Annotated in this window: 21 protein-coding genes; 11 read left to right on the plus strand and 10 right to left on the minus strand. The window is 61.4% G+C overall.

All coding sequences use genetic code 11. The annotated features are described in order from the left end of the window. The first annotated feature begins 32 nt into the window (after positions 1 to 32). Positions 33 to 656, plus strand: a complete 624-nt coding sequence (locus VJR90_04745) for a hypothetical protein (protein HKV96785.1) — start codon at positions 33 to 35, stop codon at positions 654 to 656. 87 nt (positions 657 to 743) lie between these two features. On the opposite strand, the gene VJR90_04750 is transcribed toward VJR90_04745, so the two are convergent. The 3 genes from VJR90_04750 to VJR90_04760 are packed head-to-tail and all read right to left on the minus strand — an operon-like array spanning position 744 to position 3,761. Beyond that, positions 744 to 2,162 (minus strand): M20 family metallopeptidase, encoded by a 1,419-nt coding sequence (locus tag VJR90_04750; GenBank protein ID HKV96786.1) that lies wholly within the window; start codon positions 2,160 to 2,162, stop codon positions 744 to 746. Between the two features lie 34 nt (positions 2,163 to 2,196). Next, positions 2,197 to 3,003: a TatD family hydrolase gene (locus VJR90_04755; protein HKV96787.1), complete on the minus strand. Its 807-nt coding sequence runs from the start codon at positions 3,001 to 3,003 to the stop codon at positions 2,197 to 2,199. Continuing rightward, positions 3,000 to 3,761, minus strand: coding sequence for a M90 family metallopeptidase (locus tag VJR90_04760; protein HKV96788.1), 762 nt, complete (start codon positions 3,759 to 3,761; stop codon positions 3,000 to 3,002). The genes VJR90_04755 and VJR90_04760 overlap by 4 nt, the downstream gene beginning before the upstream one ends. Positions 3,762 to 3,859: 98 nt before the next feature. Here VJR90_04760 and VJR90_04765 point away from each other — a divergent pair, with 98 nt between their 5' ends. Both VJR90_04765 and VJR90_04770 read left to right on the plus strand, forming a co-directional pair. Further along, a complete protein-coding gene (locus VJR90_04765) occupies positions 3,860 to 4,264 on the plus strand; it encodes an MAPEG family protein (protein HKV96789.1) in 405 nt (134 codons plus the stop codon). 196 nt (positions 4,265 to 4,460) lie between these two features. Next, the gene (locus tag VJR90_04770) at positions 4,461 to 5,171 is read left to right on the plus strand and encodes a SprT family zinc-dependent metalloprotease (protein HKV96790.1); all 711 of its coding nucleotides are present in this window, start codon (positions 4,461 to 4,463) and stop codon (positions 5,169 to 5,171) included. Positions 5,172 to 5,258: 87 nt separating this feature from the next. On the opposite strand, the gene VJR90_04775 is transcribed toward VJR90_04770, so the two are convergent. Beyond that, positions 5,259 to 6,080, minus strand: a complete 822-nt coding sequence (locus tag VJR90_04775) for an NAD(P)-dependent oxidoreductase (GenBank protein HKV96791.1) — start codon at positions 6,078 to 6,080, stop codon at positions 5,259 to 5,261. A 63-nt stretch (positions 6,081 to 6,143) separates the two neighbouring features. Here VJR90_04775 and VJR90_04780 point away from each other — a divergent pair, with 63 nt between their 5' ends. The 4 genes from VJR90_04780 to VJR90_04795 all read left to right on the plus strand — a co-directional run bounded on the left by VJR90_04780 (position 6,144) and on the right by VJR90_04795 (position 8,566). Then, positions 6,144 to 6,995, plus strand: coding sequence for a sulfurtransferase (locus VJR90_04780; protein HKV96792.1), 852 nt, complete (start codon positions 6,144 to 6,146; stop codon positions 6,993 to 6,995). Positions 6,996 to 7,076: 81 nt separating this feature from the next. Then, positions 7,077 to 7,502, plus strand: coding sequence for a hypothetical protein (locus VJR90_04785; GenBank protein HKV96793.1), 426 nt, complete (start codon positions 7,077 to 7,079; stop codon positions 7,500 to 7,502). 41 nt (positions 7,503 to 7,543) lie between these two features. Beyond that, a complete protein-coding gene (locus VJR90_04790) occupies positions 7,544 to 7,984 on the plus strand; it encodes a hypothetical protein (protein HKV96794.1) in 441 nt (146 codons plus the stop codon). 93 nt (positions 7,985 to 8,077) lie between these two features. Beyond that, positions 8,078 to 8,566 (plus strand): hypothetical protein, encoded by a 489-nt coding sequence (locus VJR90_04795; GenBank protein HKV96795.1) that lies wholly within the window; start codon positions 8,078 to 8,080, stop codon positions 8,564 to 8,566. Positions 8,567 to 8,668: 102 nt separating this feature from the next. On the opposite strand, the gene acnA is transcribed toward VJR90_04795, so the two are convergent. From acnA to purB, 6 genes are all read right to left on the minus strand, one after another. Then, positions 8,669 to 11,407, minus strand: a complete 2,739-nt coding sequence (gene acnA, locus VJR90_04800; protein HKV96796.1) for an aconitate hydratase AcnA — start codon at positions 11,405 to 11,407, stop codon at positions 8,669 to 8,671. A gap of 91 nt (positions 11,408 to 11,498) precedes the next feature. After that, entirely contained in the window at positions 11,499 to 12,137 is a 639-nt protein-coding gene (hflD, locus tag VJR90_04805) for a high frequency lysogenization protein HflD (protein HKV96797.1), read from the minus strand. After that, complete coding sequence (mnmA, locus tag VJR90_04810; GenBank protein HKV96798.1) at positions 12,134 to 13,264, minus strand: tRNA 2-thiouridine(34) synthase MnmA; 1,131 nt, start codon at positions 13,262 to 13,264, stop codon at positions 12,134 to 12,136. Before mnmA ends, hflD begins: the two co-directional genes overlap by 4 nt. Before the next feature lie 29 nt (positions 13,265 to 13,293). Beyond that, on the minus strand, positions 13,294 to 13,773 hold the full coding sequence (locus VJR90_04815) for an NUDIX hydrolase (GenBank protein HKV96799.1): 480 nt from the start codon (positions 13,771 to 13,773) through the stop codon (positions 13,294 to 13,296). 64 nt (positions 13,774 to 13,837) lie between these two features. Beyond that, positions 13,838 to 14,329: an acyltransferase gene (locus VJR90_04820; GenBank protein HKV96800.1), complete on the minus strand. Its 492-nt coding sequence runs from the start codon at positions 14,327 to 14,329 to the stop codon at positions 13,838 to 13,840. A 134-nt stretch (positions 14,330 to 14,463) separates the two neighbouring features. Further along, a complete protein-coding gene (purB, locus tag VJR90_04825; GenBank protein ID HKV96801.1) occupies positions 14,464 to 15,831 on the minus strand; it encodes an adenylosuccinate lyase in 1,368 nt (455 codons plus the stop codon). A gap of 155 nt (positions 15,832 to 15,986) precedes the next feature. Between purB and VJR90_04830 the strand changes: the two genes are divergently transcribed. The 4 genes from VJR90_04830 (at position 15,987) to VJR90_04845 (ending at position 19,739) form a co-directional block, all read left to right on the plus strand. After that, positions 15,987 to 17,375, plus strand: a complete 1,389-nt coding sequence (locus tag VJR90_04830) for a class II fumarate hydratase (GenBank protein HKV96802.1) — start codon at positions 15,987 to 15,989, stop codon at positions 17,373 to 17,375. A 139-nt stretch (positions 17,376 to 17,514) separates the two neighbouring features. Beyond that, complete coding sequence (locus VJR90_04835) at positions 17,515 to 18,036, plus strand: CoA pyrophosphatase (protein HKV96803.1); 522 nt, start codon at positions 17,515 to 17,517, stop codon at positions 18,034 to 18,036. Next, a complete protein-coding gene (locus tag VJR90_04840) occupies positions 18,033 to 18,446 on the plus strand; it encodes a MazG nucleotide pyrophosphohydrolase domain-containing protein (protein ID HKV96804.1) in 414 nt (137 codons plus the stop codon). Before VJR90_04835 ends, VJR90_04840 begins: the two co-directional genes overlap by 4 nt. A gap of 354 nt (positions 18,447 to 18,800) precedes the next feature. Continuing rightward, positions 18,801 to 19,739, plus strand: coding sequence for a DegV family protein (locus VJR90_04845; protein HKV96805.1), 939 nt, complete (start codon positions 18,801 to 18,803; stop codon positions 19,737 to 19,739). The last annotated feature ends 80 nt before the right edge of the window (positions 19,740 to 19,819 follow it).

Below are 19,819 nucleotides of genomic sequence, written 5' to 3' on the forward strand. Positions count from 1 at the left end.
AGGAATCCCGCGGCTCAGGGGAGAGTGTGCGCATGCATCCGTGGTACGCAAGCTGGCTGTTGTGGCTGGCGATCGCAGTGCTGGCCTGCCTGTTGGCGGCCGTTATTGCCCTTTTCATCTGGCTGCGCCTCACGGCGGCGCGCCGCAACATGCTCGGGACCTTGCGCAATATTGCCGACCGGCTGATGCGCGACGTGGTGTTGCCGGACGGTGTCGGCGGCCACATCGGAGTGGACGCGCTGCTGCTGCGCGACGGCAAGCTCTACCTGCTGTTGCTGCGCCACGCCGATGGCGCCGTGTTTGCCGGCAGCAAAATGGACCAGTGGAGTGCCGTGGGACGGCGGCGTTTCGTGTTCCGCAATCCGTTGCACGCATTGCAGGATCGCAGCATTGCGCTGCGCGCATTGGCCCCGGAACTGGACATCGTGCCGCGCGTGCTGTTCACGGGCAAGTGTCAATTCCCCAAAGGCTGCCCAGCCGAAGTGCAGTTATTCGACGATTTTGCCCGCCCACTGCGGCGCAAGAAACAGCCGGCCGTTGCGCTGGACGCCAAGCTCAAGGCTGCGTGGACGAAGCTGTGTACAGCCGCTGGTGTTCATGCCGACGAGGAATTGCCGGCAGTCAAGACCCAATCGTCCGATGCGCCGATGGTCTGACAGCGCCACCCATCAGCATCGCCGCAATATCCATCTGCGATCTTCATGGCTACGGCGACTACACGCGCCGCCCGTTCATCATGCACATCACCCGGGATTGTGCACCCGGTGGTCAGCCAGCACTTGCGCCACGCAGGCAGTGAGTTTCTTGGCCGTGGGAATGTGCAGGAATTCGTTCGGGCCGTGCGCATTGGCATGCGGACCGAGGAGACCGGTCACCAGGAATTGGGCCTTGGGGAATTTCTTGCCGAGCATGCCCATGAACGGAATGCTGCCGCCGGTACCCATGTACATGGCGTCCTTGCCGAAAAATGCTTTCGAGGCGGCCTGCATGGAACGCTCCAGCCAGGGAGACACGGGCGAAGCATTCCAGCCACCCATGGCTGCTGGATCGGATGTGAATTTAACGCGCGCGCCATAAGGCGGATTTTTTTCCAGCAAGCTTTTGACTTCGGCCATCACTTTGCGCGCGTCCGCCGTCGGAGGAAGACGGAAAGACAACTTCACCGCTGTACCCGGACGCAGCACGTTGCCGGCGTTATCAATCGCTGGCAGTCCCTCGGCGCCGGTAACGGAAAGGGTTGCGCCCCAGGTGTTTTCCGCGAGCAGCTTGGCCGGATTCGTGGAGGTCGGCCGCATGCCTTTCACGAACGGGAATTTACCGTAAACGCTTTTGCCGAGCACTTTCGCGGCGCGCTGCATCTGGGTGCGGCGTTGCGCGGGAATCACAAGTTTCAGGCTTTTGAGTTTGCTGGCGCCAGTGGCGCTGTTCTCGACGCGGTCCAGCAGAGTGCGCAAAATCCGGAAACTTGAGGGCACGATCGGGCTCGCGGCGCCGGAATGCACGCCCTGGGTGAGCACGTCCACGGCCAGAGTGCCGGTCAGATTGCCGCGCAGCGAGGTGGTGCACCAGAGCTGGTCGTAGTTGCCGCACTCGGCATCGAGACACACCACCAGACTCACTTTGCCGAGACGCTCGCCCAATTGGGAAATGTAGAACGGCAGATCCAGACTGCCGGATTCCTCGCAGCACTCGATGACCACCACGCAGCGCGCGTGCGCAAGGTTCTGATCGTGCAAGGCGCGGATCGCAGTGAGCGAGGCAAATACCGCGTAGCCGTCGTCGGCGCCGCCACGGCCGTAAAGCTTGTCGTCGCGGCGCACCGGCGTCCACGGATCCAGACCCTCGGCCCAGCCGGTGAATTCCGGCTGCTTGTCGAGATGGCCATAGAGCAGCACGGTGTCCGTGCCTGCGCCGGGAATTTCAATGAACAACAGCGGGGTGCGGCCTTCAGCCCGCAGGATTTCAAGCTGCATGCCCGGAACTGCATTACGGCGGCACCACTCGGCTGCGAGTTGCACGGCGCGCTCCATGTGGCCGTGCTGCTGCCAGTCGCGGTCAAAGGCGACCGACTTGTTGGGAATGCGGATGTAATCCTGAATCGTAGGCAGTATGGAATCGTCCCAGTTGCGGCCGACGAACTGCTGGATTTTTTCTTGATTCACTGTGATCTCCGGACGGGTAGAGCGATGCGTGTACTCATTTTAACAGGATGTTGAAAAAACGCCTGGCGTTGGCTGTGGTTTCATCGGCAACCTGCGCGCGGGGTTTACCCACGCACTCCGCCACAGTCTCGCATATATGTGCGAGATACATCGGCTCGTTGCGATGCGTGTGTGGTTTGGGTTTGAGGTCACGCGGCAGCAGATAGGGCGCATCGGTCTCCAGCATGAGCCGGTCGCCGGGAATCAGTTTGACCAGTGCGCGCAGATGCGCACCACGGCGCTCATCGCAGATCCAGCCGGTGATGCCGATGTGGCAGTCGAGTTCCAGGTAATCCTGCAGTTCCCGCTCGCCATCGGTGAAACAATGTACGACCGCGGCGGACAAGCGCGGCCGCCAACGCCGTAACATCGTGGTGAAATCCGCGTGCGCGTCGCGCTGGTGCAGGAATACCGGCTTGTGGGTTTCCGCCGCCAGTTCCAGTTGCGCTTCGAACACCCGGCGCTGCTGGTCCTGAGGGGAGAAATTGCGGAAATAATCCAGGCCGCATTCGCCTACCGCCAAGACTTCTGGTTCGGAAAGCAGTGCGCGTAGTGCAGCTGGCGCGCCTAGATCAAAATCTTTAGCCTGATGTGGATGCGTGCCGGCGGTGGCAAACAATGTGCCCGGCCATTGGCGGCACAGTTCGAGCGCCTTGCGGCTGTGCTCCGCGTCACTGCCGGTGACAATGAATTGTTGGACGCCGACTGTTTGTGCGCGGCCGATCACCGCTTCGCGGTCAGCGTTGAAGCTGTCGTGCGTCAGATTGGCGCCGATATCTAACAGTGCGTGGTGCGCGTTCACAAGCTGCTGGGATCCTGACGGTAGAAGAGACACAGTTGCCGATAAAGCTCGGGCAGACGCGTGCGCAATATAACCGGTGTTTCAAAAAATGCTTCACTCGCCACGGCGAAAAATTCGCCGGGGTTTCCCAAACCGTAAGGATCGAGTGGCGTGGGTTCGCCGGTTTGCCAGCGGCGCCGCAACTCGGCGTAGGCCTGTTTGAAGGCGCGCGTCCATTCGCCGCGGCGCATGTTTCGGTGCAGGGGTGGAAAGCCGTTGGCTTCGCCGTTCAACATGTCGAGCTTGTGTGCGAATTCGTGGATCACCACGTTGTGTCCGGGCGGCGTGCCGGCTTGCATCACCGATTCCCAGGACAGGATCAGCGGGCCTTGTTGCCAGGATTCGCCGGCCATGACGCGCTGATCGTGGTGCACCACGCCGGCCGCGTCCACAAACTGGCGATTGGGAATGAACAGACCGGGATAGAGCACCACGCCGTGCCAACCGCGATACCATCTGAGACCGAGATTCAGGATCGGAATGCAGGCATGCGCCGCGAGCAGCGTGCGCATGCCATCGTCAAGCTGCAATCCCCGTACCGGCTCCAGTGACTTTTCCGCCAGGAACAGCGTAGCCAGCACGCGCAGACGGGCTTGCGCATCGGCGCTGAGGCGGCGCGCTGGCGCGCAATGGTCGAGCGCCTGCCGCCAGGCACGCTCGCCGATCGGCCGGCGTTTGAGAATGGAACGTTCACGCCATTGGCGGAGAAGGGTCAGCATGGGTGTACAGTGCCGAGCGTCAATCCATTATCCAATGGTGCCCGCGATTGCCCGCTGTCGGCATCAGGTCCGGCACACTGTACGCGAGGAGGTGGAGCATGTCTCCGGAGATGACAGTTTTGGCGGTAGTCACCTTGTTCTACCTGTTTTCCTGGTTGCCGCCACTGATCGCCCAATCCCAAACGTACGGGTTTCCGTGGAACGCAGGCAAGCGCGTGGGCGAAGTGCGGCCGGCGTTGCCGGCAACCGCCGAACGTGCGCTGCATGCGCACGACAACCTGCGGGAAAATTATCCGCCGTTTGCCATCGCCGTCCTGCTGCTCGCTTTCACCGGCGGCTTTACCCAATATACGGCCTGGGCCAGTCTGGCCTTCCTGGCTGCGCGGCTGGTGCATATGCCGGCCGGTATTTTGGGTGCGTCCTGGTTGCGCAGTTCCAGCTGGCTGGTGGGCCTGGCCGCCACCCTGTACCTGCTGATTATGGCCCTGGTGGCGCTGGTCTAGCCCAGCCATGGGCGATGCCCATAGAATCATGGGGTCCCGCAATTTATCGTTTCGCTGACCCGTGAAGCAGGCTTGGTGCGTGCGCCGTGCGCGGAATGCGGCGACAGTTTTTCCGCGGGGCTGCGCTTGCTGTTACTGGCGACACGCGTGAATCGAATAGCGCTACCGAGCTGAAATCCGGAAAGTGGAACAACCAATGGGCATGTTGGAATCGATGGAATACCGCTGGCGCCGCAGTACGCGCGCGAAGCAGTTGCAGGTGCGCATCACGCCTTGGCAGGGGATCGAGGTGGTGATTCCCACGCACACCAGCAAGGAGCGGGTGCGCGCATTTCTTGCCAGGCAGCGGCAGTGGATACGCAGCACCTGGTCGGAGATGCAGTCACAGCTCACGGACGCGGACCGGGAGTTGCCCAGCGAGCTGAACCTGCTGGCGCTTGGGGAACATTGGCAGGTGCATTACCGCAAACAGACGGCGGCCGCTGTCCGCTTGCACACCGCAGCGGGTAGCCTGACTGTGCTGCATACCGATGCCGATGACGCGCGATGCCGTGCCGCGCTGCGCCGCTGGTTGACGCGGCGTGCGCGTGTCAGTCTGGAGCCCCAGGCCTTGCGACTGTGCGCGCTCATGCAGGCCAGCTACCGCCGATTGCAGATACGTGGCCAGAGCAGCCGCTGGGGCAGCTGTTCTTCCAATGGCACGCTCAGCCTGAATTACAAATTGCTGTTTCTCGAGCCGCGGTTGGTGCGTTATCTACTGGTGCACGAACTGGCACACACGCGCGTGCTCAGTCACTCGCCGCGGTTCTGGAAACTGGTGGCGCGCTACGAGCCGCACTGGCGCGAGCTGGATCGGGAATTGGGCGAGGCCTGGCGCGATGTGCCGGCGTGGGTGGAGTTGAAGTAACGAGGTGCACCGGTCGAGAGCTTTGCTGATTTCTTCCTGACCCATAGTGGCATCGCGCTTCCGAGACAGCCTGAGTGAAGCGAGAGCTCAGTCGAGAAACAGGTCAGGCGTCAAGGGGCTGCCGGGTCTGACAGCATACTTGTCCAGTTCGGTTACGCCTTCCTCGCGCAGCACTTCGTCATCAATGAAAAAATTACCTGAACAGGTCCGGGCATCCCGCGTAAGGATGGCATGCGCGGCATCGGCGACGATTTCCGGTGTACGGCATTGCTCCGCCGCCACGCGCCCGCCAAGCATGGCGATGGCTGCCGTGGCGATCACGGTGCGCGGCCAGAGCGCGTTAACCGCCACGCGTCCGGCAAATTCCGTGGCCATGCCGAGCGTGCACAGGCTCATGCCGTACTTGGAAATGGTGTAGGCGGTGTGTCTCGCGAACCATTTGGGCGCGAGATTGGGCGGTGGCGCAAGATTGAGAATATGCGGATTCGCGGCCTGCAACAACTGTGGCAATGCGGTTTGTGAACACAGGAAGGTTCCGCGCAGATTCACCGCTATCATCAGATCGAAGCGCTTCATGGGCGTATCGGCGGTACCCGCGAGCCAGATGGCGCTGGCGTTGTTCACCAGGATGTCAATGCCGCCGAAGTGTTTCGCCGCCTGGGCGACCGCCGCATGCACGGATTCCTCGTTGCGCACGTCGGTCTGAATGGCCAGCGCGCGTCCGCCGGCCTTTTCCACTTCGGCCGCCATCGTGTGGATGGTGCCGGGCAGCTTGGGATTGGGCTGTGCGGATTTGGCGGCAATCACGATGTTGGCGCCGTCGGCCGCCGCACGCAGTGCAATGGCTGCGCCGATGCCGCGGCTCGCGCCGGTGATGAACAGGGTTTTGCCCTTAAGCGTGTGTTCCATGAATGCGCTCCTTGCGGGTGCCCGGAATTATACTTTTCCGCGACGCATTTATGAGGAAACGACATGCGATACACCACGCTGATTGATGCGAAAACCCTGGCACGGCAGCTCAATTCCGGCTGGTGCATCTTTGATTGCCGTTTTGCGCTCAGTGATCCATCCGCCGGTGAGCGCGCGTATGCCGCCGGACACATTCCGGGTGCGCGCTATCTGCACCTGGATCGGGACCTGGCTTCCCCAGTGACGCCTGCGAGCGGGCGTCATCCCTTGCCCGATGCGGAGATTCTGGCAGCGAAACTTGCGGGTGCTGGCGTGGGGGCCGACACCCAGGTGGTGGCCTACGACGATGCGGCCGGAGCTTTTGCTGCGCGGCTCTGGTGGCTGTTGCGCTGGCTGGGTCATCCGCAAGTCGCGGTGCTTGACGGCGGCTGGGCCGAGTGGCTCAGGGAAGGTCGGCCGGTCAGTCACGAGCCACCGCCAGAGTCGGCACGGGGGAACTTCCGGGCCAGACCGGATGACCGTAAGTGGCTCAGTTCCGGGTCCGTGCTGCGACGCGTGCATGCCGGCATCGGCCGGCTGCTGGACGCGCGCGCCGCCGAGCGCTTTCGCGGTGAGCAGGAACCGATTGACGCAGTGGCCGGCCATGTACCGAGCGCCGTCAACCTGCCGTATTTGGGGAACATTTCGGGGAATGGACGATTCCAATCAGCCGAGACGCTACGTACGCGCTTCTTGGCGGCCTTCGCCGGCGCGGCATCCGGCGAGACAGTCTGTATGTGTGGTTCCGGCGTCACCGCCTGCCACAACCTGCTGGCCATGGAGGTGGCGGGACTGAGTGGCGGCAGGCTGTATGCGGGTTCCTGGAGTGAGTGGATTCGTGACCCATCACGACCGGTGGCGCGGGGTCCGTGGTGACTTTACTGTAACAACGTAATTCTTCGTATTTTTGAGCTATACTTTGAGTGTGTTCCGGGTTTGGCCCGGAGGAGGTGGACGATGAATGCTCGATTCAGTGCATGGGTGCTCGGCTTGGTACTGGCAGCCGTAGGCGTGACGGCCACGGCGGCTTCGCCGTTTGTGGGTTCGCGCAGCGAGCCCCATGGCGTGCTGTATCTCAATGTGAACCAGACCGCGAAGCAGATCTGGCCGGTAAAAATCTGGGCGGTGGATGGCGAGCTGACCAACCGTTCCGACCAGGGCGTGTTGTGGGTCAAACCCGGCGACTACACGTTCAATATCAAGCTGGGCGCAGTCAACATCGCCGATGTTCCGGGCCTCTCGCGCAATGCCGCGTATGGACAGAAGGCGCATGAACTGAAGCTGAATGTGCAGGCCGGCACCGCCTATTACATCGGCGCCAAATTTGCGGCTTCGGGCAAATGGCAGCCCGTAGTGTGGAAGACGGAAGCCGCCAAGTATTAGGTTTTTGCTTGCGGGTTTCACCTGCGCGCAGGAGGCAATCCATGAATATCGCAATTCGCAATTCGCTAGCCTGGTGTGCGGGTGTGCTGTGTGCGGCGATCTGCGTCACGGCGTTTGCCGCAGTTTCGTCCGCGTTCGTGAACTCGCGCAGCGAGCCGCATGCCGCTCTGTATCTGAATTACAAGATGGTGCCCCAGCAGATATATCCGGTGCGCATCTGGATGGTGGATGGCACGCTCACCAACCGTTCGGACCAAGCCGTGGTGTGGATGAAGCCGGGCGACTACACGCTGCGCATCAAACTCACCAAGGTCGTGAATCTCGACTACGTGCCGGGTCTCAAACAGAAACTGCCCGATGCCCGCCAGATGCAGGACCTAAAACTCGCCCTGCAGGCCGGCAAGGCCTACTACATCGGCGCCAAATTCGATGCTTCCGGCAATTGGGAACCGGTGGTGTGGAAAACCGAAGAGCTCAAGTAAGCGCGCGACCCGTTGCATTCAGCCGCTGTTATCAGTCAGGATAACGGCGGTTTTTTATGCGTGGTCAATGGGGTTTGACGAGAGAGGCTTGTCATGCAGGACACCGCCAACGCACTCACCGACGGCATGCTCGATTCGCTACGCCGCACCCGGCCGTGGGTGATTTTTCTGGCCATACTGGGTTTTATTCTCACCGCCTTCATGATCATCGGCGGAATCTGGATGTTCGCGGCGTTCAGTCTCATCGGCGCCATGCCTGGGCAACAGCCCCTGCCGCGGGTTTTCAGCCCCGCGCTTGGCTTCGGTATCGGCGCGGTGGAAATCGTGGCAGCGGTATTCATGTATCTGCTGCCCTGCATCATACTGTTCCGCTACGGCTCGGCCATCGGGCGCATGGCACCGGGGAACATCCAAGTGGCTGTGGAAGACGCGCTGGCGCGGCAGAAATCCTTCTGGAAGTACCTCGGTATGCTCATGATCGTGCTGCTTGTCGTGTATGTGCTGCTGATCGCTGGAATGATTGTCGGCTTTGGAATCCTGGCGGTACACGGCGTGCATGCGGTACCCGCCACGACCGCCTGAGCGCATAAAAAACCCCCGCCGGTGGCGGGGTTTTGCACATCAGAACGGAGCTTTGACCCCCGCTGAACTGGAATTGCGTTCTGTGTCGCGCCGTGGGACGGATTACGCTGCCAGCTGACGCAACACGTATTGCAGGATGCCGCCGTTGCGGTAGTAATCGCGTTCCTTGGGTGTATCCAGGCGCACGCGTACCTTGAAGCTCGTGACCTTGCCGTCGTCGGCCTTGGCCTTGACGGTAACTTCCCTGGCGTTGGCACCATCCATGCCTTCGATGGAATATTCCTCCTTGCCCGTCAGGCCCAGGGATTTGGCATCCTCGCCCTTGTGGAATTGCAGCGGCAACACGCCCATGCCGATGAGGTTGGAGCGATGAATACGCTCGAAACTCCTGGCGATTACCGCCTTCACACCCAGCAGCAGGGTGCCCTTGGCGGCCCAGTCGCGTGAAGAGCCGCTGCCATATTCCTCGCCGGCGATTACCAGCAGCGGCGTTGCGTCCTTCTGGTATTTCACCGAGGCGTCGTAGATGGACATGACTTCACCGCTCGGGATATACGTGGTCACGCCGCCTTCCGTGCCAGGCGCCAGCAGATTGCGCAAGCGGATGTTGGCGAAGGTGCCGCGCATCATGACTTCGTGATTGCCGCGCCGCGAGCCGTAGGAATTGAAGTCTTTGGGCTGCACGCCGTGTTTGATCAGATATTCGCCCGCCGGTCCGTTCTTCTTGATGCTGCCCGCGGGTGAAATGTGGTCGGTGGTCACCGAGTCGCCGAGCAGCGCCAGTACGCGTGCGCCCGTGATATCGGCAACCGTTAGCGGCTGCATGCGCATGCCGTCGAAGTAGGGCGGGTTGCGCACATAGGTGGAATGCTCGTCCCATTGATAGATCTCGCCTTCGGGAACGCGCATGCCATTCCAGTGCTGGTCGCCCGCGTAGACCTTGTCGTACACCTCGGTGAACATGTCGGACTCGATGTTGTTTGCAATCAGGTCGGATATTTCCTTCTGGCTGGGCCAGATGTCCTTGAGATACACGGCCTTGCCGTCTTTGCCGGTACCGAGCGGATCCTTCGCCAGGTCCACGATCATGCTGCCGGCAATGGCGTAGGCTACTACCAGGGGCGGCGATGCCAGGAAGTTCATTTTGACTTCCGGGTGAATGCGCCCTTCGAAATTGCGGTTGCCGGACAGCACCGCACAGGCGGACAAATCGCCCGCGTCGATGGCCTGGCTGATTTCCGGACGCAGCGGGCCCGAGTTGCCGATGCAGGTGGTGCAGCCATAGCCCACGAGCGCGAACCCGAGCGCGGCGAGATCCTCGAGCAACCCGGCTTTACGCAGATAGTCGGTCACGACCTTGGAGCCGGGTGCGAGGCTGGTTTTGACCCAGGGCTGGGGTTTCAGTCCGAGCGCACGTGCACGGCGCGCCAGCAAGCCGGCTCCGATCATGACTTCGGGATTCGAGGTGTTGGTGCAACTCGTGATCGCGGCGATGACGGCGGCGCCATCCCGCAGCGTGAAGCTGTTGCCGTCCATGCTGACGGCAGACGCGCCGGGCGTAATTACGGGGTGCGCTTTTTGCGACACGGTCCCGCCTTCATCCTCGAAACGCGCTTCATCCTGTAGACGCTGCGCGCGTTCCGCGGCGAGCTTGGCCGCGTACTTGCCGACGGTCTCCTTGGCGGTTTTCAGCGGGATGCGGTCCTGGGGACGCTTCGGGCCGGCGATACTCGGTTCGATGCTCGCGAGATCCAGCTCCACAATCTGGCTGTACTCCGCGGGTTTCTCTCCCGGTTCGTGCCACAGCCCTTGTGCTTTTGCGTAGGTTTCGACCAGCTGGATGCGTTCATGGCTGCGGCCGGTGAGCTTGAGATAGCTCAAGGTCTCGGCGTCAATCGGGCAGATGGCGCAGGTTGAGCCGAATTCCGGCGACATGTTGCCCAGCGTCGCGCGGTTGGCGAGCGGCAAATTGGGCACGCCGGGTCCGAAATATTCCACGAATTTTCCCACTACGCCGGTCTTGCGCAGCAGTTCCGCGATCGTGAGCACCAGATCGGTGGCGGTGGCGCCTTCGGACAATTTGCCGGAAAGCCGCACGCCCACGACTTGCGGAATGAGCATGGTCGAGGGCTGGCCGAGCATCGCGGCTTCCGCTTCGATGCCGCCTACGCCCCAGCCGAGCACGCCCAGGCCGTTGACCATGGTGGTATGTGAATCCGTGCCAACCAGCGTGTCTGGGTAGGCCTGCAGCTTGCCGTTCACCTCGCGCTCGAACACCACGCGCGACAGGTATTCCAGATTGACCTGGTGGCAGATGCCAGTGTCGGGCGGGACCACCTTGAAGTTTTCGAAGGATTGCTGGCCCCACTTGAGGAATGAATAGCGCTCCTGATTGCGCTGGAATTCCATCTCGGCGTTCCTCGCGAGCGCGTCGGGGCTGGCGAAAAAATCTACCTGTACCGAATGGTCGATGATGAGTTCGGCGGGCGCCAGCGGGTTGATTTTTTCCGGGTTGCCGCCGAGATTCTTCATGGCATCACGCATCGCGGCCAGATCCACTACCGCGGGCACACCCGTGAAGTCCTGCATCAACACGCGTGCCGGGGTAAACGCGATTTCCTTGCTGGGCTCGGCCTTGGGATCCCACGACGCCAGCGCCTCGATGTCGGCGGCTTTGACGCTCACCCCGTCTTCCAGGCGCAGCAGCATTTCCAGCAGCACCTTCAGCGAGTAGGGCAGGCGCGAAACCTGATACTTCTTTTCCAGGGCATCGAGTCTGAAGATCTCGTAGTTCTTGCCGCCGACACTGAGTGTGGCGCGGGATTTGAAACTGTCTTTCATGACGACTCCGGCGGGGACGCAGCTCCGCAATCACGTTGCAGGCAGAGCAAAAACAGATGGTCTACGTGCGCATTATAAAGGATGGCTGCCTTCAGGCGTAACGTCCGCGCTCGCCAAGCAGGCGCGTGGCTTCCCGGTGCAAATGCGCGCGCGTGAACAACAGCATCCAGCGCGAACCGCCGCATTGCCGCCACAGTACCGCGGCACGCAATCCGCCGAGCAGCAGACTGCGTACCAGATTGATGATGCGCGGGTTCTGGAGCTGCGCGGCGTCTCCGGTCACCATGATGCGCGGTTGAATGGTGCCCGCGCTGCGCGCATAGGTGTCGGCGAGACTGGCGAGCACGTTGGGGTGCAGTGGACCGAAATGCTGGAATTGGCCGTGGGCTCTGCGGATGCCTTCTTCCAGCACCTGGCGCAGCGCGCGACGGCGTATCACCTTGGCCTGCAACTGCATCAGACTGAGCGTGTAGCGCAGTACCACCAGATCACTTTGCTGATCGTGCGTTCCTAGCAAGGCCGCCAGGCGCCGCAGACCGAGCCCCAGGCCGCGCAAGCCGCCAAACACCTCCGGCACGTCGCGGGTTTCGGTTTTGATGATGCTGCCGAGGGTGGCGTGCAAAGCCAGTTCGTCGGATTGTTGCGCACCGGTGGCCACGTCGTTCACCAACGCGCTGGCCTGGACCACGCCGGCCAGTGCCAGCACCCGGTCCGACAATGATCGGCTCATGCGGCGTGCCGCGTACGTGTGCCGGCAAAGGCTGTCGTTTCCACGGCGCGAATCGCGCCGCCGCCCAGACACTCTTCACCGCGGTAAAGCACGACATACTGGCCCGGCGTCAGCGCCCGCTGCGGCTCGTTGAAGTTCACGCGCGCCGTGCCGTCCTGCAAACTTACATGGCAGAGTTGGTCCGGCTGGCGGTAACGACTCTTGGCGCTGCAGTCGAACTCTGTCGCCGGGGGAGTGCCCGCGATCCAGTGGAGTTGTTCCGCCACCAGCCAGTGCTGCGTGAGTGCTTTGTGCTCCGGTCCCTGTACGACCACCAGTACGTTGCGCGCTCGATCCTTGGCGGCCACGTACCAGGCCGCATCGACGGCATCCTGCCGGCCGCCGATGCCGAGGCCGCGGCGCTGGCCGAGCGTGTAGTACATGAGTCCCTGATGCCGGCCGATGATTTCCCCTTCCGGCGTTTCGATGTCACCCGGTTGTGCCGGCAAATAGTGCGCCAGGAACTCGGCAAAACGGCGCTCACCAATGAAGCAGATGCCGGTGCTGTCGGGTTTGGCGTGATTGGCGAACCCCGCGGCGCGCGCCAGCGCGCGCACTTCGCGTTTGTGCATCTCGCCGAGTGGAAACTGCGCGCGCGCCAGCGCCGTCTGCGGCACCGCGTGCAGGAAATAACTCTGGTCCTTGGCGGCGTCACGGGCTTTCAGCAACCGTGCCTGCTGGCCGTCGCGGGTGAGGCGCGCGTAATGTCCGGTGGCGATGGACTCCGCGCCCATACGCAGCGCGTAGTCCAGAAACACCTTGAACTTGATCTCACGGTTGCAGACTACATCCGGATTGGGTGTGCGGCCGGCGGCGTATTCGTCAAGGAACAGGCGGAACACGCGCTCGCGGTAATCAGCCGCGAAATTGACCTTGTGCAGCGGGATACCGAGCGTGTCGCATACCTGGCGGGCGTCCTGGAAGTCCTCGGCGGCCGTGCAGTAGGTCTGCTCCTCGCCGTCCTCCCAGTTGTCCATGAACAGACCTTCCACGGCATGGCCCTGCTGTTTGAGCAGCAGGGCGGCGACCGCGGAATCTACACCGCCGGACAGGCCGACCAGCACGCGAGATCCAGTGCTCCCATTCATGAGCCTATTTTACCTGCCGGAAACACCGCTCAACTGCGCGCCTGGGTAGCGTGTGGCGTGACGGAGTCCAGCGAGGCGAGCATATCCAGGGGAAAACGCCGGCCGCCGAGATAGTCGTCAATGCAGCGCAGCACCAGCGGGCTGCGCAGTCGCACGCTGCGCGCACCAAGTTCCGCGCGTGTCATCCACCTGGGAGCGACAATTCCCGTATCCAGCGTGCGCTCGGGATGTTGGCGGAGGCAACGGCCGCAAAAGGTAATGCGCAGAAAGGTAGTGTGAATGTCAGCATTCGTCCACAGATAAATGCCGGTAATAGCGTCGGGCTCGAACTCCCAGCCGGTTTCCTCCAGGGTTTCACGCCGCACCGCGGTAGTGAAACTTTCGCCGGCCTCCAGGTGGCCAGCGGGATTGTTCAGCACCAGGCGGCCGCGCACGTTCTCTTCCACTACCAGGAAGCGCTGGTTCTGCTCGGCGATCGCAGCCACGGTGACGTGTGGCGACCAGGTCATGCTTTCACCGTGGTGCCCGACAGATGGCTGTGGCAAACACACATCCGGCATGGCGTGACTGGATTCACAGGCCCAGGCGGCGGAATTCCTGCTCGGGCTCCGCCGCCTCCCAAATCTCATCGAATTGCCGCAGACGGTTGCGGGCCTGGAACGGATCATCTAGATCGGCGAAGCCCTCAAAGCGGCTGGCCAGTGGCCGGAACATCAGGCCGGTATCGTCACTGATCAGGAACGCTTCAGCGATTTTCGCGTGGTCCTCCGCAGGCCGGCGGATTTCCATGTAACTGCTGAGCCGCCGCGTCAGCTCGATGAGGCGGTGGCCGTCGCTGACCGCGAGTTGCGGATCAATCACCGCCATGCGAATGCGCGTATACCGGCTGCGCAGCGCCAGCTGTTGTACGGCAGCGATAAAATCCGCGGTGTCGTAAATCACCGGTTCCAGATCACGCGAGAACAGCGCCAGACTGCGGCGCGCCTGAGTGGCCAGTTGCAATGCGGCCTGATGACAGTCACCGGAGGTTGCGAGAATTCGATAGGTGGGTGGACGGTCAGTCATGTTCCGGCACTCGGCTCAGGCGCTGTTGCCCGGTATTGTAACGAGCCATCAGACGAAAGCCGCAGCTGCAGTAATACCTGGCACGGTCTGAAGGCGTATTGTGTCAGCTCACTGATCGGAACGACGCCGGGCATTCAGATGTCGTGGGCCAAGCGGGTTGCAAGCCCCGTATAGCTGGCGGGCGTCAATTCCAGGAGGTGTTTTTTGGCCGCATCAGGCAATTTCAGCTCGCGAATGAACTGCTGCAGCTGTTCACGATCCAGCCGCTTGCCGCGCGTCAAGGCCTTAAGTTGTTCGTAAGGGGAAGGCAGGCCGTAGCGCCGCATCACGGTCTGCACGGCTTCCGCCAGGACCTCCCAGTTGTCATCCAGTTCCTGTTGCATGCGTGCGGCATCCGCTTCCAGTTTGCTCAATCCCTTTGTGAAGGACTCATACGCCAGCAGGCTGTGGCCGATGGCTACGCCTACGTTGCGCAGCACCGTGGAGTCGGTAAGGTCGCGTTGCCACCGGGATATCGGCAGTTTTTCGGCGAAATGCCGCAGCAGCGCATTGGCAATGCCCAGGTTGCCCTCGGCGTTTTCAAAATCAATGGGATTGATCTTGTGCGGCATCGTGGACGAGCCGACTTCGGCACTCACGGCTTTCTGGCGGAAATAGCCGAGCGCGATGTAACCCCAAAGATCCCGGCAGGTATCTAGCAGCACGGTATTGAAGCGCGCCAACGCGTCGAAGTATTCCGCCATCCAGTCGTGTGGTTCGATCTGGGTGGTGTAGGGCGACCATTCGAGCTCCAGCGCCCGCACCATCTGATTGCCGAGAGCCGGCCAGTCAAGGTTCGGAGCGGCAGCCACATGCGCGTTGTAGTTGCCGACGGCACCATTGAATTTTCCGTTGATGCTGACCGCTGCCAGTTGTGCACGCTGGCGGCGCATGCGCGCAGCGAGGTTGGCGAACTCCTTGCCCAGTGTGGTGGGCGAAGCCGGCTGCCCGTGAGTGCGTGCCAGCATGGCCATGTCGGCGTATCGATGTGCCGCGTCGCGCATGCGATCCAGGATGTTTTCCATAGCCGGCAGCAGGTGCAGGTTGCGCGCCTCGCGCAGCAGCAGGGCGTAAGCGAGATTGTTGATGTCCTCGGAGGTGCAGGCGAAATGCAGAAACTCGCCAACGCGCTGCAGTTCGCTGTCGCCGTGCACCTGCTCCTTGAGGTAGTACTCAACAGCCTTGACGTCATGATTGATTGTGGCTTCGATTTCCTTGATGCGTGCGGCGGAGGTTGGATTGAACTCCGTTACCAAGCGATCCAAAGTGCTGCTCGCTCGCCGGCTGAGTGCCGGAATCTCGGGCAGTTGCGGGTGTCCGGCCAGCGTCCTGAGCCAGGCGACTTCCACGCGTACCCGCTGGCGCATGAGTCCCGCCTCGCTAAACAGCCCACGCAGCGAGTCGAGACGTGTGGTGTAGCGCCCATCCAGCGGGGAAATCGCAGTCAGCGGCGTGAGCGGCATGTGGTTTCCGTGCAAACCCCGGGGGTATTGCGGATAATAACCGAGTGGTTACGACGTTTTCGCAGGCACCGAGTAATCTGTATCTTTGAAAAGAATTATATCATCAGATCATGACGTTACGATATATATATGAGCTCACTTCTTGGAGAAAAATCATGGCCGACACTGGATTCCGGCTAGAACACGACAGCATGGGCGAACTCAAGGTGCCGGCCAAAGCCATGTGGGGCGCCCAAACCCAGCGCGCGGTGCAGAACTTCCCCATCAGCGGCCTGACTTTGCCACGTGCCTTTATTCGTGCGCTTGGCCTCATCAAGGCTTGCGCGGCAGGCGTCAACCAGGAACTCGGCATGCTCGACGCCGGGCGCGCCCATGCCATAGAGGTGGCCGCACTGGAGGTGGCCGAGGGGCAGCACGACCGCCAGTTCCCGATCGACGTGTTCCAGACGGGCTCCGGCACCAGTACCAACATGAATGCCAACGAGGTGATTGCGCATTTGGCGGCACGTGCGCTGGGTCAGCCGGTACACCCGAACGATCACGTCAACATGGGTCAGAGCAGCAACGACACCATCCCCACGGCCATACATGTAAGCGCCGCGCTGGAGCTGAAGGAGAAACTTCTGCCGGCTCTGGTGCACCTCGCCGAGGTTATTGAATCCAAATCGCGTGAGACCGCCGATATCGTGACTACCGGGCGCACGCACCTTATGGATGCGATGCCAGTCACCGTGGGGCAGGAGATGTCCGGCTGGGCTGTGCAGATTCGCCGTGCCGTTGAACGGCTCAATGCCGTGACGCCGCGTCTCTACGCGCTGGCTCAAGGTGGCACGGCGGTCGGTACCGGCATCAATGCCCACCCGGAATTCGGCCGGCGCATGGCTGCGGAGCTGGTCCGGCGCAGCGGCGTGGCTTTCAAAGCCAGCGCGAACTATTTTGAGTCCCTGAGTTGCCAGGACACAGCCGTGGAGCTTTCGGGTCAATTGAGGACGCTGGCGGTCAGCCTCATGAAGATTTCCAACGACTTGCGCTGGATGAATAGCGGGCCGCTGGCAGGACTTGGAGAACTCGTGCTGCCGGCGCTGCAACCCGGATCCAGCATCATGCCCGGCAAGGTGAACCCGGTGATTCCGGAGGCGGTAACCATGGTCGCGGCCCAAGTCATCGGCAATGATGTGACCATAACGGTGGCGGGACAATCCGGCAATTTCCAGTTGAACGTGATGCTGCCGGTGATTGCCTACAACCTTCTGCAAACCATTGAATTGCTGGCGAATGCAACTCGCTTGCTTGCGGACCAGGCCATCAGGGGATTCAGCGTGAATCGGGAGCATATCGAGGCGGCACTGGCCAAGAACCCAATCCTGGTAACCGCGCTCAATCCGGTCATCGGCTATGAAAAGGGCGCCGAAATTGCCAAGCAAGCCTATAAGGAGAAGCGGTCTGTCCTGGAAGTGGCCAAGCGCTTAACGTCATTGTCTGAGGCGCATCTGCGCGAGCTGCTGGATCCAGCAGCCCTCACCCGCGGGGGCATAAAGAAGTAGTTAGAATTAACAGTATATATAGATTATTAATACTTGATAAATAATGGATATATATGAGCTTATCCGGATCAGTCTGAAGGATTCCAGGCCGCCGCGCAATTTCAGTCCCCGGCGCGTGATGGGTGACCTGCCTGCTGACATGCTCCCGCGTAAACCATGGAAGCCGGCAGCAGTGCTGGTTCCCCTGGTTATGCACCGGCTTGAGCCGACCATCCTTCTCACCGAGCGTACCCAAGGTTTGCTGGATCACGCCGGGCAGGTGAGCTTTCCGGGAGGCAGCCACGAGGACCGGGATGCGGATGCGGTACAAACGGCGTTGCGCGAGACCGAGGAGGAGACTGGCCTGAGTCATCAGCTGGTGGAGCCGGTCGGCTATCTGGACGGCTACCTGACGATCACCGGCTATGCGGTGACTCCGGTGGTGGGACTGGTCAGTGCGGGTTTTGAACTCAAGCCCGACCCCTTGGAGGTGGCCGAAGTTTTCGAGGTGCCACTGACATTCCTGCGCGACCCGGCCAACCGTCAGGTGCGCCAGCGGCGGGTCGGAGAGCGTGAACTTGGGTACTACCTGTTTGAGTACCACCACCACAGCATCTGGGGAGCAACGGCGGCCATGCTGGTGAATTTCCTGCAGAAACTCGATCGCGCGGAAGCCGCATGACTACACCGCGCGCCGGTTTGCTGGACGGCGTCCCCACGGATCAGCCCGAGCTGGCGTGTGCGCTGGAACTGCAGCAACGTGCCGCACAGGTGGGTTTTGACTGGAATTCGCTGCCTCCGGTGCTGGCCAAGGTGCGCGAGGAGCTAGGTGAACTGGAAGCCGAGGTTACGCGTGGAGCCCGGCGGGAGCGCATGCTGGACGAGCTTGGTGACCTGCTGTTTGCGGTCGCCAATCTGGCGCGCAAACTTGGCCTTGATCCTCAGGCCGCGTTGCACAGTACCAATGCTAAATTCCGCCGACGTTTCGCGGTGGTGGAACAACAGCTTGCGCAGCAGGGCCGGCGACCTCAGGACGCCAGTCTCGCCGAAATGGACGCTATCTGGGAGCGGGCCAAGCACGAGCAGCGCTGAGCCCGGGATTACGCATTGCAGGGTCTTTGGGTTTTTCAATGACGGCAAGGCCTTGTGTTGGCTACCGGGCTGGCAGACCGGTCGGCGCCAGCCGGGGGGGATTAACATTACATATTCCAGCTTGGTACTCTAACGCCCAGTGACCACCAAGTCATGACGGACGGGCAAGGGGATGGGGCCGGAAAGACTCATGCAAAATCTCGTGCGCTAGCTCAAATAATCCCGCCAAGCTCAGGAAAAACAGGAAGAAATTTGCTGTATTACAGTCGGTTGCGCTATGCTTTGCCGCCCGCGGGATCCGCGAAAACCGGCGGGTAGAGCTGGGCATGCCCAGACAGTCGCTCGGGAGCACTTATGCCACAGAAGATCGGCCTGGTCGTTGATTCCAGCTGCGATTTGCCGCGCTCCTTCATCGAGCAGCACGGCGTTGAAATCATGCCGGTACTGATGCGTTTCGGGCATATGAGCTTTAAGGACCTGCGCGACCCTGAACAGACCATGGACTTTTACCGCCGGTTTGTGGCGGACAAGAACCTGGAAATCACCACCACGCCACTGTCTGCCAAGGCGATTCGCGACCTGTTTCTGGATCAGCTGGTACTCAAATACGACCGGGCATTGGTCGTCACGGTCTCCAGCAACCGCAGCGCCACCTTTGAGAACGCCACGCAGGCGTCCTTCATGATCCTCTCAGGTTACAAGGAACGCCGTCGCGCCGCCGGCCTGGACGAACAGTTCGGCCTGCGTGTGATTGACAGCAAGACCCTGTTTACCGGTCCCGCGGTGATCGTCTACGAGGCGCTGCGGGCAATCCAAGGCCAGGAGGAGTTCCTGTTCGACAAATTGCGCCAGCACGTCGAATCTTTTTCGCAGCACGTGCAGGCGTATGTGGTTCCGCAGGACCTGTTTTACGTGCGCAGCCGTGCGCACCAGAAAGGTGACAAAAGCGTGGGCTGGTTCAAATACCAGATGGGCAGCATGCTGGACATTAAGCCGATCCTGAGGGCCTATCGCGGTGAGACCGAATCGGTGGCCAATGTGCGTGGCTACGAACACGCGGTCGAGAAGTTGTTTGGCATGGCTATCGAGGCCATTGAGCGTGGACTGCTCAGCAAAGTAGTGTGCATGAGCTACGCGGGTAATCCGGACGCGGTGAAATCGCTGCCTGGCTACGATGCGTTCATTCAGTGCGCCACGAGCAACAAGGTCGAAACCCTGTTGTCGGTGATGAGCACGTCGGCGGGCATCCACGTCGGACCCGGTGCCTTCAGCCTTGCTTACGCCGCGCGCTAGGCGCGGTGCAGGTATTCAAGCCTGCTCATCAAGCGCGGCGGTTCATCCTGCTGCACTTGTCATAGCGCCCGTCAGGTCCA

This window comes from Gammaproteobacteria bacterium (assembly GCA_035279405.1).
Taxonomy (GTDB): domain Bacteria; phylum Pseudomonadota; class Gammaproteobacteria; order Natronospirales; family REEB76; genus REEB76.

Coding starts and splice junctions, on each gene's coding strand:
- VJR90_04795 (HKV96795.1), top strand. CDS start 8,078: ATGCAGGACACCGCCAACGCACTCACCGACGGCATGCTCGATTCGCTA.
- VJR90_04760 (HKV96788.1), bottom strand. CDS start 3,761: ATGCTGACCCTTCTCCGCCAATGGCGTGAACGTTCCATTCTCAAACGC.
- VJR90_04765 (HKV96789.1), top strand. CDS start 3,860: ATGTCTCCGGAGATGACAGTTTTGGCGGTAGTCACCTTGTTCTACCTG.
- VJR90_04770 (HKV96790.1), top strand. CDS start 4,461: ATGGGCATGTTGGAATCGATGGAATACCGCTGGCGCCGCAGTACGCGC.
- mnmA (HKV96798.1), bottom strand. CDS start 13,264: ATGAATGGGAGCACTGGATCTCGCGTGCTGGTCGGCCTGTCCGGCGGT.
- VJR90_04775 (HKV96791.1), bottom strand. CDS start 6,080: ATGGAACACACGCTTAAGGGCAAAACCCTGTTCATCACCGGCGCGAGC.
- VJR90_04785 (HKV96793.1), top strand. CDS start 7,077: ATGAATGCTCGATTCAGTGCATGGGTGCTCGGCTTGGTACTGGCAGCC.
- acnA (HKV96796.1), bottom strand. CDS start 11,407: ATGAAAGACAGTTTCAAATCCCGCGCCACACTCAGTGTCGGCGGCAAG.
- VJR90_04815 (HKV96799.1), bottom strand. CDS start 13,773: ATGACCTGGTCGCCACACGTCACCGTGGCTGCGATCGCCGAGCAGAAC.
- hflD (HKV96797.1), bottom strand. CDS start 12,137: ATGAGCCGATCATTGTCGGACCGGGTGCTGGCACTGGCCGGCGTGGTC.
- VJR90_04835 (HKV96803.1), top strand. CDS start 17,515: ATGCTCCCGCGTAAACCATGGAAGCCGGCAGCAGTGCTGGTTCCCCTG.
- VJR90_04820 (HKV96800.1), bottom strand. CDS start 14,329: ATGACTGACCGTCCACCCACCTATCGAATTCTCGCAACCTCCGGTGAC.
- VJR90_04790 (HKV96794.1), top strand. CDS start 7,544: ATGAATATCGCAATTCGCAATTCGCTAGCCTGGTGTGCGGGTGTGCTG.
- VJR90_04830 (HKV96802.1), top strand. CDS start 15,987: ATGGCCGACACTGGATTCCGGCTAGAACACGACAGCATGGGCGAACTC.
- purB (HKV96801.1), bottom strand. CDS start 15,831: ATGCCGCTCACGCCGCTGACTGCGATTTCCCCGCTGGATGGGCGCTAC.
- VJR90_04840 (HKV96804.1), top strand. CDS start 18,033: ATGACTACACCGCGCGCCGGTTTGCTGGACGGCGTCCCCACGGATCAG.
- VJR90_04745 (HKV96785.1), top strand. CDS start 33: ATGCATCCGTGGTACGCAAGCTGGCTGTTGTGGCTGGCGATCGCAGTG.
- VJR90_04780 (HKV96792.1), top strand. CDS start 6,144: ATGCGATACACCACGCTGATTGATGCGAAAACCCTGGCACGGCAGCTC.
- VJR90_04845 (HKV96805.1), top strand. CDS start 18,801: ATGCCACAGAAGATCGGCCTGGTCGTTGATTCCAGCTGCGATTTGCCG.